The sequence below is a fragment of the Streptomyces sp. NPDC048639 genome, assembly GCF_043199075.1.
GTDB lineage: Bacteria > Actinomycetota > Actinomycetes > Streptomycetales > Streptomycetaceae > Streptomyces.
Genome location: NZ_JBICVP010000008.1, coordinates 301031 through 316341, shown reverse-complemented (window position 1 = coordinate 316341; position 15311 = coordinate 301031). Strand labels below are relative to the sequence as shown.

The following is a 15311-nucleotide window of genomic DNA, read 5'->3' as shown; positions in this document are numbered from 1 at the left end:
TTCTGAGCCGGTATGTCGTTACTTGCCCGGCTTGCTGGGCCCGTCCTCGTCCCAGGCCCCAGGCTCATTCTTTGGGCCTACGACCACGACTCGAGTGAACGGCGCGGAACGGCTTCAGGAGTTGAGATACGTGAGCACGGCCAGCACGCGACGGTGATCTCCGTCACTCTGTGACAGGCCCAGCTTCATGAAGATGTTGCTCACGTGCTTCTCCACCGCGCCGTCGCTCACGACCAGCGCCCGTGCGATCGCCGAGTTCGTACGGCCCTCGGCCATCAGCCCCAGGACCTCCCGCTCCCGCGGGGTCAGCCCCGCCAGCACGTCCTGCTTGCGGCTGCGCCCCAGGAGCTGGGCGACGACCTCCGGGTCGAGCGCCGTACCGCCCCGGGCGACCCGCACCACCGCGTCCACGAACTCACGCACCTCGGCCACCCGGTCCTTGAGCAGATAGCCCACGCCCCGGCTGCTTCCGGCGATCAGCTCCGTCGCGTACTGCTCCTCCACGTACTGCGAGAGGACCAGCACGCCCAGACCCGGGTGATCGCGGCGCAGCCGTACGGCCGCCCGGACGCCCTCGTCGGTGTGCGTCGGCGGCATCCGTACGTCGGCGACGACCACGTCCGGCAGCTCGCCCCGTGCGTCCATCTCCGCGATCGCCTTGATCAGCGCCTCGGCGTCGCCGACACCGGCGACCACCTCGTGGCCCCGGTCGGTGATCAGCCGGGTCAGCCCCTCCCGCAGCAGCACCGAGTCCTCGGCGATGACCACCCGTACGGTGTCCCGCTCGCCGCCCTGCGCGTCCGTCACGTCTGCTGTCCCCCGATTCGCCGTGTCCCAGAGCGCCGTCCGCGCCCCGGAGGACGTCGTCCGCCCTTGAAGGCGTCGTCCGTGTCCCTGATGGGTCCGCGTCCCCTGACGGCGCCGGTGTCCCCGACGCCGCCCGATCGCGTGCCCCAGTGTCTCAGGATCCGGATGACGGTCCCAGGCGGCGCGGGGAGGACGAGGGCTGCGCACGCCAGGGGAGTTCGGCGGTGACGGTGGTGCCGGTGCCCGGCGGGGAGTCCACGACGAGCAGGCCGTCGACCGCGTCGAGCCGCTCGGCGAGGCCCGACAGCCCGATGCCGCCGCCCCCGCTCCCGTCCCGGGCGGCGACGGACGCTGTCGCGCCGCCCAGGCCGTTGTCCGTCACCTGGACCATGATCCGTCCCTCCGCCCGCCAGACGTCCACGGAGGCGGCGGTCGCTTCGCTGTGTTTGCTGATGTTCTGGAGGAGTTCGGAGACGGTGAAGTAGGCGATGCCTTCGATGGCGGGTGCGGGGCGGGTGGGGAGTTCGGCGGTGACGGTGACGGGGACGGTGCATCGGGCGGCGAGTGCGGAGAGTGCGGGTCCGAGTCCGCGGTCGGTGAGGATGGCGGGGTGGATGCCGCGGGCGAGGTCGCGGAGTTCTTGGAGGGCGATTTTCACTTCTCCGTGGGCTTCGTCGACCATGCGGGCGGCGGCTTCGGGGTCTTCGAGGAGTTTTTCCTTGGCGAGGCCGAGGTCCATGGCGAGGGCGACGAGGCGTGCTTGTGCTCCGTCGTGGAGGTCGCGTTCGATCCGGCGGAGGTCGGCGGCGGCGGTGTCGATCACGACGCCCCGGTCCGACTCCAGCTCCGTCACCCGCGTCACCAGCCGGGACGGCCCGAGCAGCCCGGCGACCATCGTCCGGTCCACCTGCGCGAATCCGCGGATCACCCAGGGAGTGGCGAGGACCAGCAGCAGGCCGGCGCCGGAGGTGACGGCGACCTCGAAGGGCGAGTCGAGGTAGAAGCGGTCCCGGCCGTCCTCACTCCCGTAGAGCTGCATACCCGGCTGGTCCATGAAGCGGGGGAACGTCCAGTGCCACAGCGGATAGAGGAACATCCCCCAGGCGTTCACCCACAGCACGAGCGAGACGCAGAAGGCGAAGACCGCCCAGGGGAAGTGCAGCACGCAGTAGAGCAGGTGACGCCAGGACGCCCCGCTCTTCAGCACCGCCCCGATCAACGGCATCAGCCCGCCGCGCCGGGGGCGTACCGGCTCGGGCGCCGCCACGTCCAGACGCAGCAGCGCACGGGCCCTCGCCCGCTCCAGGCTGCCGAGACCGCGCGCGCCGGCCAGCGCGGCCGCCAGCACCGGCACCCCGAGGAACGTGACGAGCAGTCCGACGCCCAGGCTGGTCGTCGCCACCGCGTACACGAACATCACGATCGCGAGGGGCAGATTGAGCAGCAGGTGGAGGAACTCCCGCCAGGTGCGGCCCTCGATCGGGGCGCGCAGCGCCGCGGGCATCCCGTGCGGACGGGTCTGCGGCCCGTAGCCGTATGCGGTGTCCATCGTGTCGCCATCCGTTTCTGCCGTCGGGCGGGTGAGTCGCTGCGAGTGAGGCCCGGTGGCCGGTCCTCGCGGAGGGGGGTGTGCCGGGGCCGTGGTGCACCGGGCCAGGGGTCTGCCGGGTCAGAGGTCTGTGGTGCGGAACCGCTGGTTCAAGGCTGCGGGTGCGGGGGTGGGCGGAACCATGGAGCGGCTCGGTGTTCCGGGGGTGGGGCTGTCCCCACCCCCGCCGGCGCCCGGTCGTCCGTCTCGGCACTGCCCGCGTTCCTCAGTGGTACGGGCGCGGGGGCCCCGGGTGGAGGAGAGGCCTGTACGCGTACGCCGCCGTACGTGTCAGGCGTCCGTACGGTCCGTCCGTCAGGGCCAGGCGTCCGTACGGTCCGTCAGGCGTCCGTACGGTCCCGCCAGGGCAGCTCCGCCGTCACCGACGTCGGCCCGCCCTCGGGGGAGTCGAGCACGAACAGCCCGTCCACCGCGCCCAGCCGCTCGGCCAGCCCTGCGAGTCCGCTGCCGCCGTCCAGGCGCGCACCGCCGCGCCCGTCGTCCCGGATCTGGAGGAGCAGCCGATGCTCGGACCGCCACAGCTCGAGCGACGCGGAACGGGCACCGCTGTGTTTGCTGATGTTCTGGAGGAGTTCGGAGACGGTGAAGTAGGCGATGCCTTCGATGGCGGGTGCGGGGCGGGTGGGGAGTTCGGCGGTGACTGTGACGGGGACGGTGCATCGGGCGGCGAGTGCGGAGAGTGCGGGTCCGAGTCCGCGGTCGGTGAGGATGGCGGGGTGGATGCCGCGGGCGAGGTCGCGGAGTTCTTGGAGGGCGATTTTCACTTCTCCGTGGGCTTCGTCGACCATGCGGGCGGCGGCTTCGGGGTCTTCGAGGAGTTTTTCCTTGGCGAGGCCGAGGTCCATGGCGAGGGCGACGAGGCGTGCTTGTGCTCCGTCGTGGAGGTCGCGTTCGATCCGGCGGAGGTCGGCGGCCGCGGTGTCGACGACGATGCCCCGGTCCGACTCCAGCTCCTCGATACGCCGCTCCAGCTCGTCGGAGGGGGACAGCAGCCCTCGGACCATCGCCCGGTCGGCGTTGGTCAGTCCCCGCGCGATCCACGGCAGCACCGGCCACAGCACGAAGAGCGAGACAAGGGTGACGGCGAAGGTGACCACGCCCCACGGCAGCCGCATGAAGGAGTACAGCGCCGCGCGCCAGCCGACCGGGTCCCGCAGGCTCGTCCACAGCCAGGGGAAGAAGCCGCCCTCCGCGCGGTGACGCAGCGGCGACGGCTCCTCGATCCGTACGCGCAGCAGCGCCCGGGCCCGCGCCCGCTCCCACCGGCCGAGCAGCCGCGCCCCCGCCATGCCGGCCGCGAGCAGCGGCAGCCCGATCACGGTCACCGAGAGCGCCGAGCCCGTCAGCACCCACGTCGTCACGTAGACGAACCCCGCGAGTGCCATCGGCAGGTTGGCCAGGAGGTGGGCCACCTCCCGCCAGGTCTGTGCGCCGAAGGTGCTGCCCGGGGGCGGCAGCCGGTCGTCGTCGTCCGCGGCGGCGGTCACGGCGCCCGGGGAGGAAGGGGAGCTCTCGGTCATGGAGTCAGCCTGCCGGGAGGGGCCCGGTGGGCGCCATGGGGTGATTAGGTGGGAGACGGGTGGGGACAACCCCACCTGCTGTCCGGGGCGGGGACGTGAGACGGCTGCTCACGCGGCCTGTGGCAGGCCCTAGACTTCCCGTCCGTACAGATCGTCGAACAATGCAGAACCCACCGGCAGTCAGGGAGCGAGGGGCGGACGTGACGGACGTGGCGACCGGCTATGCCGCGGACTATTACGAGAGCTACTCGGTGGTCGGCCTGCTCGCCGTCGTCGGCGTGCTGTTCGTGGCCGTGGCCTTCGGGGCCGGGCGGCTGCTGCGGCCCGCCGTGCCCACGCCGGAGAAGCTGCTGACCTATGAGTGCGGCGTCGACCCCGTCGGCGAGGGCTGGGCGCACACACAGGTCCGCTACTACGTGTACGCGTTCCTGTACGTGATCTTCGCGGTGGACTCGATCTTTCTGTTCCCGTGGGCCACGATCTTCGCCGCCCCCGGCTACGGCGCGACGACGCTGGTGGAGATGTTCGTCTTCCTCGGCTTCCTCGCCGTGGGTCTGCTCTACGCCTGGAAGAAGGGCGTCCTCGCATGGACGTGACACCCGCTCCCGAGCTGCTCCCGGAGCCGCGCAGGCTCGGTGTGCTCTCCCGCCTCGCCCCGGAGCCGATGAAGGTGGTCCTGAACTGGGGCCGCCGCTACAGCCTGTGGGTCTTCAACTTCGGGCTGGCGTGCTGCGCGATCGAGTTCATCGCCGCGTCGATGGCGCGGCACGACTTCATCCGGCTCGGGGTGATCCCGTTCGCCCCGGGCCCGCGCCAGGCGGACCTCATGATCGTCTCCGGCACGGTCACGGACAAGATGGCCCCGGCGGTCAAGCGGCTGTACGAGCAGATGCCCGAGCCGAAGTACGTGATTTCCTTCGGCGCCTGCTCGAACTGCGGCGGCCCGTACTGGGACTCGTACGCCGTGACCAAGGGCGTCGACCAGATCATCCCCGTCGACGTCTACGTCCCCGGCTGCCCGCCGCGGCCGGAGGCCCTGCTGCAGGGCATCCTCAAACTCCAGGAGAAGATCGCGCGCGAGTCGCTGGGCGAGCGGTACGGCACTGCCCCGGGCGGGAGTTCCGGGAGCGGTGCGGTCGGCCGTGCTCCGACGGCCGCGCTGCGCAGCGGGCTGGTGCAGCCGCCGTTGCCGCCGGGGGCCTCGGGTGACTCGGCCGGTGGGGCTGGTTCTGCTGGTTCGGCCGGTGGGGCTGGTTCTGCTGGTTCGGCCGGTGGGGCTGGTTCGGCCGCGGAGGGACCGGAGGCACCGGAGGGACCAACGGCACCGGGGACACCGGAGGCGCCGGAGGGAGACGGCCGGTGAGCGAGCCCACGGAGCCGAGAGAGCCGGAGAACGACCCCACCCGTGCGGCAGAGACGTCCGGGGCGGAGGCGTCCGGAGCGGAGACATCCCCGGCGCAGACCTCCGGAGCGGAGGCATCCGTAACGGGGCCCTCCGGGGCGGAGGACGCCGCTGCCGAGGAGGCTGCTGCGGAGGGGGCTGCTGCGGAGACGCCGGCCGCGCCCGCCGAGCCGCCGGTGGGCTGGCTGCCGGGCCGTACCGCGGAGCTGTTCGGCGAGGAGGCGACGGCCGAGGAGTCGTACGACCTGCTGACCGTCGATGTCCCGCCCGCCTCCTGGCTGTCCGCGCTGGAGACCGCACGGGACACCCTCGGCTGCACCTACTTCGACTGGCTGAGCGCGGTCGACGAGCCCGGCGTGGGCTTCCGCGTCTCGGCGCATGTCGTCGCTCTCCCGGGAGGCGTACCCGGCACCGGAACCGAGGATGTGATCGCCCGGGACGGAGGGGCCGCGGACGCTGGTGCCGCACGACCGCACCGGCTGCACATCCGGACGACCGTGCCGCACGACGCGCCCGCCCTGCCCACCGCGATCGACGTCTACGCGGGCGCGGGCTGGCACGAGCGCGAGACGCACGAGATGTTCGGCGTGGACTTCACCGGACACCCCCACCTCGTACCGCTGTTGCTGCCCGACACCTTCGAAGGACACCCGCTGCGCAAGGACTTCGTCCTGGCGGCGCGGGTGGCGAAGGCGTGGCCGGGGGCCAAGGAGCCGGGGGAGTCCGAGCACGGAGGGCCCAAGCGGCGGCAGATGCTGCCGCCGGGCGTGCCCGACCCGAACGAATGGGGGCCTCTCAAGGGCCAGTTGCCGCCCGCGCCCGCCCGTCCCGCCCGGGGCGCCCGCGCCGCCGGGGGTGAGCGTCCGCCGCGCCGTACGCGGACTGCGGGTGCGGGTGCCGGGCCGGCGAGCAGGCAGGGCGCGGAGGGTGCCGCCGCGAGCGAGGCCGCCTCGGCGCCTGAGGCACCCGCGCCGACCGAGCCGCCCGCACGCCGTACGCGCAGTGCGAGCGAGGGTTCGGCGAGTCAGCAGAGTCGGCCGGCCGCGAAGCCGCAACCCGAGGCGGCGTCCGCGCCCGCACGTGAGCCCGATGCCACCAAGGGTCCGGGCGAGACGAGTACGGCCGCTACGTCCGGAGCGGTGGGTGAGCCCGGTGCGGCCGCTACGTCCGGTGCGGCGGGTGAGCCCGGCGGCTCGGGCGAACAGGCCCCGGAGGCCACCGAGGCAACGGACGCCGGGAAGCCGGAGGCACGCGAGTCCTCATCCGCCGCCGGGAAGGACTCGGCGCCCGCGGCCGAGGGGCCCGCCGCCGCGCGGCGCGCGGTGGACGCCCCCTGGCACCATGCCCGTCCGGCGTTCGAGGACAACTCCGCGCCGGAGAAGGCCGAGCCGCGGACGGCGGACGATGCGGCGGACGACGGATCCGCCCCGGACACGGTCCGTACGGCCGATTCCCGGGACGCGGCACGTACGGCCGATTCTCCGGACACGGCCCGTACGCCAGCTCCCCCGGAGGCGGGCACGCCCGGCACCCCGGACGAAGCCACAGAACCCGCCGAACCCGCCGAACCCGCCGAACCCGCCCGCGGGGACGGCGACTCGGCCGGTGAGAAACAGCCCGGCACCGAGCCGAGCCCGGAACCCGGCACCGAGCAGCACAGGGAACCCGGCATCGAGCCCGACGGGGAACCCGGCACCGAGCCGAGCGCCCGCTCGTCCCGCGAGGACGACACCACCACCGACCCACCCCGGACCGACGACGGAGGCGAAACCGCATGAGCGACGTCATCGACGTCACCTGGCGGCTGCTCGCCGTCTTCGTCGCCTTCCTGCTCCTGCCACTGATCGTCGGGCAGACCGAGCACAAGGTCATGGCACATATGCAGGGCCGCCTCGGCCCCATGTACGCGGGCGGATTCCACGGCTGGGCCCAACTCGTCGCGGACGGCGTCAAGTTCGCGCAGAAGGAGGACGTCGTGCCCGCCGGTGCGGACCGGCGGATCTTCCAGCTCGCCCCCGCCGTCGCGCTGCTGCCGTACCTCCTCGTCATCGTCGCCATCCCGATCGGGCCGGGGGAGGGCGCGGTCGGGCAGGTCGTCGACGCGGGCATCTTCTTCGTCCTCGCCGTGATGGGAATCGGCGTGCTCGGCTCATTGATGGCGGGCTGGGCGTCGGCGAACAAGTTCTCCCTGCTCGGCGGTCTGCGCACCGCCGCGCAACTCCTCGCGTACGAGCTGCCGATGCTGCTCACCGCGGGATCCGTCGCGATGGCCGCCGGGACCGTCTCCCTGGTCGGCATCCTCGATGGCTTCCAGTGGTGGTGGATCCCGTGGCAGATCGTCGGCGGGCTGGTGTTCTTCACGGCGGGCCTGGCCGAGCTGCAGCGGCCGCCGTTCGACATGCCGGTCGCCGACTCCGAGATCATCTTCGGTGCGTACACCGAGTACACGGGCCTGCGGTTCGCGCTCTTCCTGCTCGCCGAGTACGCGGGCATCATCGTCCTCTGCGGTCTGACGACCGTCCTCTTCCTCGGCGGCTGGCACGGGCCCTTCGGGGCCGATGGACTCGGCTGGCTCTGGACGCTGCTGAAGACCGCGATCCTCGCTTTCGTCGTCATCTGGCTGAGGGTGAGCTATCCGCGGCTGCGCGAGGACCAGTTGCAGAAGCTCGCGTGGACCGTCCTCATCCCGCTCGCACTCGCGCAGATCGCGCTCACCGGCATCGTCAAGGTGGTGATCTCCTGATGTCCCGCCCGTCGCCCGACCACCACCCCTCGAAGGCGCCCTCCGGGCGAGCCCGCTCCTTCCCCGGCAGCGGGCTCGCCAAGGGCCTGGCCGTCACCCTGCGGACGATGACGCGAAAGTCGCACACCGCGCAGTACCCGGACGCGCAGCCGCACCTGCCGCCCCGCAGCCGCGGTGTCATCGCGCTCTTCGAGGAGAACTGCACGGTCTGCATGCTCTGTGCGCGCGAGTGCCCGGACTGGTGCATCTACATCGACTCCCACAAGGAGACGGTGCCGGCCGCCACCCCCGGCGGGCGCGAGCGCAGCCGCAACGTCCTGGACCGCTTCGCCATCGACTTCGCCCTGTGCATGTACTGCGGTATCTGCATCGAGGTGTGCCCCTTCGACGCGCTGTTCTGGTCGCCGGAGTTCGAGTACGCGGAGGAGGACATCCGCGATCTGACCCACGAGCGGGACCGGCTCCGCGAGTGGATGTGGACCGTACCCGCCCCGCCCGCGCTCGATCCTGCCGCCGAGGAACCGAAGGAACTCGGCGCGGCCCGCAAGGCCGCCGATAAGCTCGCGGCCGCGGAACAGGCCGCCTTGGAGCAGGCCGAAGCGGAGGCCGTACGGGAACAGCCCGCACAGCAGCAGCCCGTACAGAACCACCCTGGACAGAACCAGTCAGCACAGGATCCGTCCGCACAGGAACAACCCGCGGACCCGGCGACGGAGAAGCGGCACCCGACGGACAACAAGACGGACAGCAAGACGGACGATCAGACGGACAACCGGCAGCAGGAGGGGGAGGCGTGACGCTCGCAGCCGCAAGCCACGGCTTCCTGTCGCCCACCGGCGTGGAGATCGCGTTCCTCCTCGTCGGTCTTGTCACGTTCGGGGCGGCCCTGATCACCGTGACGACGCGCCAGCTCGTGCACGCCGCACTGTGGCTGGTCGTGACGCTCGGCGGCCTCGCCGTCGAATACCTGCTTCTCACGGCCGAGTTCATCGCCTGGGTTCAGGTGCTCATCTACGTCGGCTCCGTGGTCGTCCTCCTTCTCTTCGGGCTGATGCTCACCAGGGCGCCCATCGGCCGGTCCCCTGACGCGGACTCCGGCAACCGCTGGGCCGCGCTCGTCGTGGCCGTCGGCGCGGCCGGGGCCCTCGTCTGGGTCGTCGTGGACGCCTTCCGCGCGACCTGGATCGACCTCGACGGGCCCGCCCAGGGCTCGACCAAGGTCTCCGGAGAGTTCCTCTTCCGGCACTGGGTGCTGCCGTTCGAGGCGCTCTCCGTCCTGCTGCTCGCCGCCCTCGTCGGCGCGATCGTCCTCTCCCGCCGGAACGATGCGGGCGAAGGCGCCGCCGACAGCCGCCCCCCGGCCGCCGCCAACGGTAAGGAGCAGCGCTGAGATGCACCTCGCCTATCCCGCCGTGCTCGCCGTCCTCCTCTTCTGCACCGGCCTCTACGGTGTGCTCGCCCGGCGCAACGCGATCCTGGTCCTGATGTCCGTCGAGCTGATGCTCAACGCCGTCAACCTCAACCTCGTGGCCTTCGACGTCTGGCTCCGCGACACCCTCCACGCCGGTCAGGCACTCACCCTCTTCACCATCACCATCGCCGCGGCCGAGATCGGCATCGGCCTGGCGATCGTGCTGCTCGTGTACCGCAACCGGGGCAGCTCCGACGTCGACCGGCTCCGCGACCTCGCCGAGCGGCCCGACGGCCCGGGCGGCCCGGACGAGCAGCCGGCCCAGCAGACCCCGGCCGAGCAGGCGGAGGCCGCCGCGTGACGACCACGACTCTCGCCGTCCTCGTCCCGCTGCTGCCCTTCCTCGGGGCAGCGGCGGGCCTGATGACCGGCCGCCGCGCCCCCGGCTTCGTACGCCCCCTGGCGATCCTGCCGACCCTGACCGCCGCCGCACTCGCGGTGGTCGTCGCCGTACGGCAGGGCGGCGGCGAGGCGGTCAACGCCGCGACGCAGCTCACGCCCACCGGCTCGGTACCCATCGATCTGGCGCTGTCCATCGACGGGTTCGCGGCGCTGGTGGCCGTGGTCGTCGGTGTCGTCGCCTCGTGCGTGCAGCTCTACTCGACCGGCTATCTGCGCAATGACCCGCGCTACGCCTCATATGCCGCGCTCGTCTCCCTCTTCACCTCCGCCATGCTGCTCGTCGTCTACTCCGGCGACCTGATGGTGCTGCTGGTCGGCTGGGAGATCATGGGCATCTGCTCGTACTTCCTCGTGGGGCACTACTGGGAGACCGAGGCCGCCCGGTCGGCCTCGATCAAGGCGTTCCTGGTCACCAAGCTCGGCGATGTCCCCTTCCTCTTCGGCCTGTTCGCGCTGGCCGCCGACGCCGGCACCTTCCGGATCAACGGCATCCTCACCGCCGTCGTCTCCGGGAACGGCCTCGACCACCCGACGCTCATCGCGCTGCTGCTCCTCGCCGGTGTGGCGGGCAAGTCCGCACAGTTCCCGCTGCACACCTGGCTGCCGGACGCGATGGCGGGTCCCACCCCCGTATCCGCGCTGATCCACGCCGCCACGATGGTCGCCGCGGGCGTGTATTTCATCGCCCGGCTGCTCCCCGTCTTTGCCGCCTCCGCAGCCGCGCTGGTCGTGATGGCGGTGATGGCGGCCGTCACGATGGTCGGCTCCGCGCTCGCCGCCCTCGCCCAGGACGACATCAAGCGCGTCCTGGCCTATTCGACGATCGGCCAGCTCGGCTACATGATCGGCGCCCTCGCCGTCGGCGACCGCGGCGCGGCCGTCTTCCACCTCCTCTCCCACGGTGCGTTCAAGGCCCTCCTCTTCCTCGGCGCCGGCGTCGTGATCGCCGCCGCCGGCACCAACTCCCTTGCCGCGATGAGCCGGATGGATGGGCTGGCACGCCGCATCCCCGACGCGTACTGGACGATGACCGTCGCCCTCCTCGCGCTCGCCGCCATCCCGCCCTTCGCCGGCTTCTTCTCCAAGGAGGCCGTCCTGGGGGCCGCCGAGCACGCGGCCACCGGTCACGCCGAGGGGGTCCCCGGCCCCGCGGGCTGGATCGTCCTCGTCTCCGGACTGCTCACCGCGCTCCTCACCGCGGGCTACGCCGCCCGCCTCTGGCTCCTCGCCTTCCGCGGCAAGGGCGCGCCCGCCCCCGACCTCGGCAGGCAGCCCGTCGTCATGAACGCCGTGCTGTGGGTGCTCTTCCTGCCCACCGCCGCCTTCGGCATCACCGTCGGATTCCTCCCCGGCTGGTTCGACGACCGCTCGCTCGACCCGACGCTGACCACCTCCGTCCTCGGCACCGGACTGGCCCTCGTCGGCGGTCTGGTGACCTATGCGGCCTGGCGGCACACCGCAGCCCTCGCCGGCCGGACCCCCGTCGGCGCGGTCGCGGCGCACCCGCACACCGAGCCCGCCCTCACCGAGATCGAGGCCATCGACACCCACGAGGCCGTCTACGGCGATATCGCCTCCGCCGAGGACCCCGCCGATCCCGGCCGCCTCCTGCTCGGCCCGCTCCATGGGCCCGCGGCCCACGGCTTCCACCTCGACGTGGTCTACACCGCGCTGTTCGTACGCCCCGTGGGCGCAGCCGCCCGGCTCGTCCGCTTCCTCGACCGCGAGGTCGTCGACACCTACGTGCGCGGCGCGGGTGGTTCCGCCCGCCTCCTCGGTGCGGTCGTCCGCCGCACCCAGACCGGCAACGTGCAGACCTATCTCAGCGCGCTGCTCGCCGGCTCCGTCGTCCTGGCTATCGCCGCCGTCCTCGTCGCCGCCGGAGCGTGAGCCATGACTGGCCTGATCAATGAGACCGCTATGCAGTACCTTCTCGCGGCCGTCGTCGTCCTCCCCCTGATCGGCGCCGCCGCGGCGCTGCTCCCGGCCCCGCCCGGACTCAGGGGCAGGAACCCCCAACAGGCCGTGCTGCGCCACGGCGTGACCGTCACCGGCGTCGTCCTCGCCCTTTCCATCGCCCTGGCGATCGGCTTCGACCACGACCACCCGTCGAGGATCCAGGCGACGACGGACATCAGCTGGATCCCCGCCCTCGACGTGCGGATCCACCTCGGCATCGACGGCATCTCGCTCCCCCTCCTCGTGCTGACCGCGCTGCTGACCTTCCTCTGCGCGCTCTACAGCTACTTCCGCCCGCCGTTCGCCCGGCGCGACTCCGACGGAGCACCGGGCGCCGGGCGCGGCTCCGCCACGGCGTTCGTCGCCCTGCTGCTCGTCCTCGAGACGGGCACCCTCGCGACCTTCGCCGTCCTCGATCTGCTGCTGTTCTTCCTGGCCTTCGAGATGGTGCTCATCCCGATGTACTTCCTCATCGCCCGCTGGGGCGGCGAGCGCCGCGAGGCCTCGGCCTGGAAGTTCATCCTCTTCACCCTCCTCGGCTCGGTCGTCATGCTGCTCGGCCTCCTCCTCGTCGGTCTTCAGGGCGGCACGTTCGACATGGTGGCACTCGCCACTGACAACGGGTCATCGCTCAGTCGCACCACGCAACTCCTCGCCGTCCTCGCCATCGGCATCGGCCTCGCCGTGAAGACCCCGATGTGGCCGCTGCACAGCTGGCTCCCGGACGCCCACACCGCCGCTCCCACCGTCGGCTCCGTCCTCCTCGCCGGCGTCCTGCTGAAGATGGGCACGTACGGCTTCGTGCGGATCGTGCTCCCCATCGCCCCCGAGGGCATGCGCACCTTCGCCCCGTACCTCGCCGCCTTCGCCGCCGTCGGCATCGTCTACGGGTCCCTGGCCTGCCTCGCGCTCGCCCGCACCGGCGCCAAGGGCGATCTGAAGCGCCTCATCGCGTACTCGTCCGTCGGCCACATGGGGTTCGTGCTCCTGGGCATCGCCACCCTGACGCCCACCGGACTCAACGGCGCGCTCTTCGCCAACATCGCCCACGGCCTGATCACCGGCCTCCTCTTCTTCCTCGTCGGCGCGGTCAAGGAGCGCTGCGGCTCCACCGACCTCGACCGGCTCGCGGGGGCCACCGGCGCCGCGCTCTACGGCAGGACCCCGCGCCTCGGTGCGCTGTTCGCCTTCGCCGCCGTCGCCTCGCTCGGCCTGCCCGGACTGGCCGGATTCTGGGGCGAGATGCTGGCGATGTTCGCCGCGTTCAGTCCGGCCGAGGGGCTCAGCCGTCCCGCGTATCTGACCTTCATGGTGCTGGCGGGCCTCGGCACCCTGCTCACCGCCGCGTACCTGCTGGTCGTCGTACGCCGCCTGTGCATGGGCGAACGCCTGGAGCCCGAGCCCGAGCCCCTCGCCGACGGCGAACCGCACCCGCAGGGATCCGCCGAGCCCGTCGCCGGACGCGGGCCCCGCATCGACCCCCGGGCCAAACCGGGGTCCACGCCCGCCTTGGCCGACGTCCGCGGCTATGAAAGCGCCGCCTGGACCCCGCTGGTGGCCCTCACCGTTCTCGCCGGGCTCTGGCCCGCGGCCCTCATCGGCCTCACCGATCCGGCCGTGCAGCAGCTCCTCGCAGGAGGCAAGTGATGACTGTGGCCGCAGGAAGCCTGGTCCAGTCCGTCGACTGGCTCGCGATCGCCCCGCCCACCATCGCCGCAGTGGCCGGGCTCGTCGCCCTCGTCGCCGACCTCTTCGTCCCCGAGCGCCGCAAACCCGTCCTCGGCTGGATCGCGATCGCCGGCCTCGCCCTCGCCACGCTCTCCCTCCTGCCGCTCCTCGACGGCGACCGCAGTACCTTCTGCCTGACCTCCGACCCCGGCGTCTGCAGCTACACCGCCGACCACTTCACGCTGGCGATCCAGCTCCTGGTGCTCGCCGGCGCGCTGGTCTCCGCCCTGCTGTCGATCCACACCGTCAAGGAGTCCGAACTCCCCGCGGGCGAGTACTGGTTCCTGCTGCTGGCCTCGGCCGCCGGTGCGGCGCTGCTGCCCGCCTCGCGCGACCTCGCGACCCTCGTCGTCGCCCTCGAAGTGGCCTCGCTCCCGGCCTTCGCGCTGGTCGGCCTGCGCCGCGGCGACCGGCTCTCCTCGGAGGCCGCGCTCAAGTTCTTCCTCTCCTCGGTCGCCGCAACGGCCGTCACCCTGCTCGGGATCAGCTTCGTCTACGCCGCCACCGGCAGCATGCACCTCACCGAGGTCGCCTCCCGGCTGAACGACGTGCCGGGCCGCTTCGACACCCTCGTCACGGCGGGCGTCGCCATCACGCTCGTCGGCTTCGCCTTCAAGACCGCGGCCGTTCCCTTCCACTTCTGGGTGCCCGACACCTACGTCGGGGCGCCCCTGCCCGTCGCCGCGTACCTCTCCGTCATCGGCAAGGCCGTCGGCTTCACCGGCATCATCCTGATCACGGTCATCGCGTTCCCGTCGTACGCGGACGTGTGGGGCCCCGTCCTCGCCGTCCTGGCCGCCCTCACCATGACCGCGGGCAATGTCGCGGCCCTGCGCCAGCGCCCCGACCGTGCCCACAGCGCCGTACGCCTGCTGGCCTGGTCATCGGTCTCCCAGGCCGGCTATCTGCTGGTCCCCATCGCCGCCGCCGGTTACGTCGACGACCCTGCCCGTGCGATCGGCTCCACCGTCGCGTACGCCCTCATGTACGGCGCCGTGAACCTCGGCGCGTTCGGCGTCGCCGCCCTCGTCAGCCGTACGAGCCCCGCGGGCCGCATCGACGACTACCGCGGCCTGTACGCCTCCCGCCCCCTCGCCGCCCTCGCGATGGGCTTCTTCCTGCTCAACCTGGCCGGCCTGCCGCCGGGCATCATCGGACTCTTCGCCAAGGTCACGGTCTTCTCGGTCGCCGTGGACGCCGGACTCGCCTGGCTGGCCGTGGTCATGGCGGTGAACGTCGTCATCGCGCTCTACTACTACCTCCAGTGGACGGCCGTCCTCTTCCGCGCCCCCGAGGGCACCTCCGAGGCCGCCTCCGAGGCCGCCCCCGCGAGGGTCCGCGTCCCCGCCCCGCTGACCGCTGCCATCGCTCTCGCCGCGCTCCTCGGCATCGCGCTCTCCGGCGCACCCCAACTCGTTCTGCGCTTCGCCTCGGCGACGCTGCTCTGAGGCGCGCACGACACTGCTCCGAGGCGCGCGCAACCCTGTTCCGAGGACGCGCCGCACGGCACTCCAGGCCGCCCCTGCGTCACCCGTACGCACCGTGACCCGCCCGGCCGGACCAGGGAACCAGGGCGGCCCGCCTCGCGTTGACCAGTGCAGGAGGGTCCACTGAAGAGTGGAAGACACCGAGTCAGAGGGGTCCCCGCCACAGCACTGGGAGGGCGTACC

General features: G+C 72.1%; 13 protein-coding genes. 10 read left to right on the top strand and 3 right to left on the bottom strand.

What is annotated here, in order from left to right:
- Positions 1-114: 114 nt before the first annotated feature.
- From ACGFNH_RS23345 to ACGFNH_RS23335, 3 genes are all read right to left on the bottom strand, one after another.
- Positions 115-768 carry a LuxR C-terminal-related transcriptional regulator gene (locus ACGFNH_RS23345; protein WP_393656890.1) on the bottom strand — a complete coding sequence of 218 codons (654 nt, stop codon included), beginning with the start codon at positions 766-768 and terminating at the stop codon, positions 115-117.
- Positions 769-961: 193 nt separating this feature from the next.
- A complete protein-coding gene (locus tag ACGFNH_RS23340) occupies positions 962-2356 on the bottom strand; it encodes a sensor histidine kinase (protein WP_393656643.1) in 1395 nt (464 codons plus the stop codon).
- A gap of 380 nt (positions 2357-2736) precedes the next feature.
- A complete protein-coding gene (locus ACGFNH_RS23335; RefSeq protein WP_393656641.1) occupies positions 2737-3936 on the bottom strand; it encodes a sensor histidine kinase in 1200 nt (399 codons plus the stop codon).
- Between the two features lie 161 nt (positions 3937-4097).
- Here ACGFNH_RS23335 and ACGFNH_RS23330 point away from each other — a divergent pair, with 161 nt between their 5' ends.
- The 10 genes from ACGFNH_RS23330 to ACGFNH_RS23285 all read left to right on the top strand — a co-directional run bounded on the left by ACGFNH_RS23330 (position 4098) and on the right by ACGFNH_RS23285 (position 15089).
- Positions 4098-4532, top strand: coding sequence for an NADH-quinone oxidoreductase subunit A (locus ACGFNH_RS23330; protein WP_393656639.1), 435 nt, complete (start codon positions 4098-4100; stop codon positions 4530-4532).
- Positions 4523-5299 carry an NADH-quinone oxidoreductase subunit B gene (locus ACGFNH_RS23325; protein WP_393656638.1) on the top strand — a complete coding sequence of 259 codons (777 nt, stop codon included), beginning with the start codon at positions 4523-4525 and terminating at the stop codon, positions 5297-5299. The genes ACGFNH_RS23330 and ACGFNH_RS23325 overlap by 10 nt, the downstream gene beginning before the upstream one ends.
- Before the next feature lie 215 nt (positions 5300-5514).
- The gene (locus ACGFNH_RS23320) at positions 5515-7116 is read left to right on the top strand and encodes an NADH-quinone oxidoreductase subunit C (RefSeq protein WP_393656888.1); all 1602 of its coding nucleotides are present in this window, start codon (positions 5515-5517) and stop codon (positions 7114-7116) included.
- Positions 7113-8081, top strand: coding sequence for an NADH-quinone oxidoreductase subunit H (locus tag ACGFNH_RS23315; protein ID WP_393656636.1), 969 nt, complete (start codon positions 7113-7115; stop codon positions 8079-8081). Before ACGFNH_RS23320 ends, ACGFNH_RS23315 begins: the two co-directional genes overlap by 4 nt.
- 107 nt (positions 8082-8188) lie before the next feature.
- On the top strand, positions 8189-8878 hold the full coding sequence (locus tag ACGFNH_RS23310; RefSeq protein WP_393656887.1) for a 4Fe-4S binding protein: 690 nt from the start codon (positions 8189-8191) through the stop codon (positions 8876-8878).
- On the top strand, positions 8875-9471 hold the full coding sequence (locus ACGFNH_RS23305; protein ID WP_393656634.1) for an NADH-quinone oxidoreductase subunit J: 597 nt from the start codon (positions 8875-8877) through the stop codon (positions 9469-9471). The genes ACGFNH_RS23310 and ACGFNH_RS23305 overlap by 4 nt, the downstream gene beginning before the upstream one ends.
- A 1-nt stretch (position 9472) precedes the next feature.
- Complete coding sequence (gene nuoK, locus ACGFNH_RS23300; protein ID WP_393656632.1) at positions 9473-9853, top strand: NADH-quinone oxidoreductase subunit NuoK; 381 nt, start codon at positions 9473-9475, stop codon at positions 9851-9853.
- Positions 9850-11844, top strand: a complete 1995-nt coding sequence (locus ACGFNH_RS23295; protein ID WP_393656630.1) for an NADH-quinone oxidoreductase subunit L — start codon at positions 9850-9852, stop codon at positions 11842-11844. Before nuoK ends, ACGFNH_RS23295 begins: the two co-directional genes overlap by 4 nt.
- Positions 11845-11874: 30 nt before the next feature.
- Complete coding sequence (locus ACGFNH_RS23290) at positions 11875-13560, top strand: NuoM family protein (RefSeq protein WP_393656629.1); 1686 nt, start codon at positions 11875-11877, stop codon at positions 13558-13560.
- Positions 13560-15089: an NADH-quinone oxidoreductase subunit N gene (locus ACGFNH_RS23285; RefSeq protein WP_393656627.1), complete on the top strand. Its 1530-nt coding sequence runs from the start codon at positions 13560-13562 to the stop codon at positions 15087-15089. Before ACGFNH_RS23290 ends, ACGFNH_RS23285 begins: the two co-directional genes overlap by 1 nt.
- Positions 15090-15311: the final 222 nt, after the last annotated feature.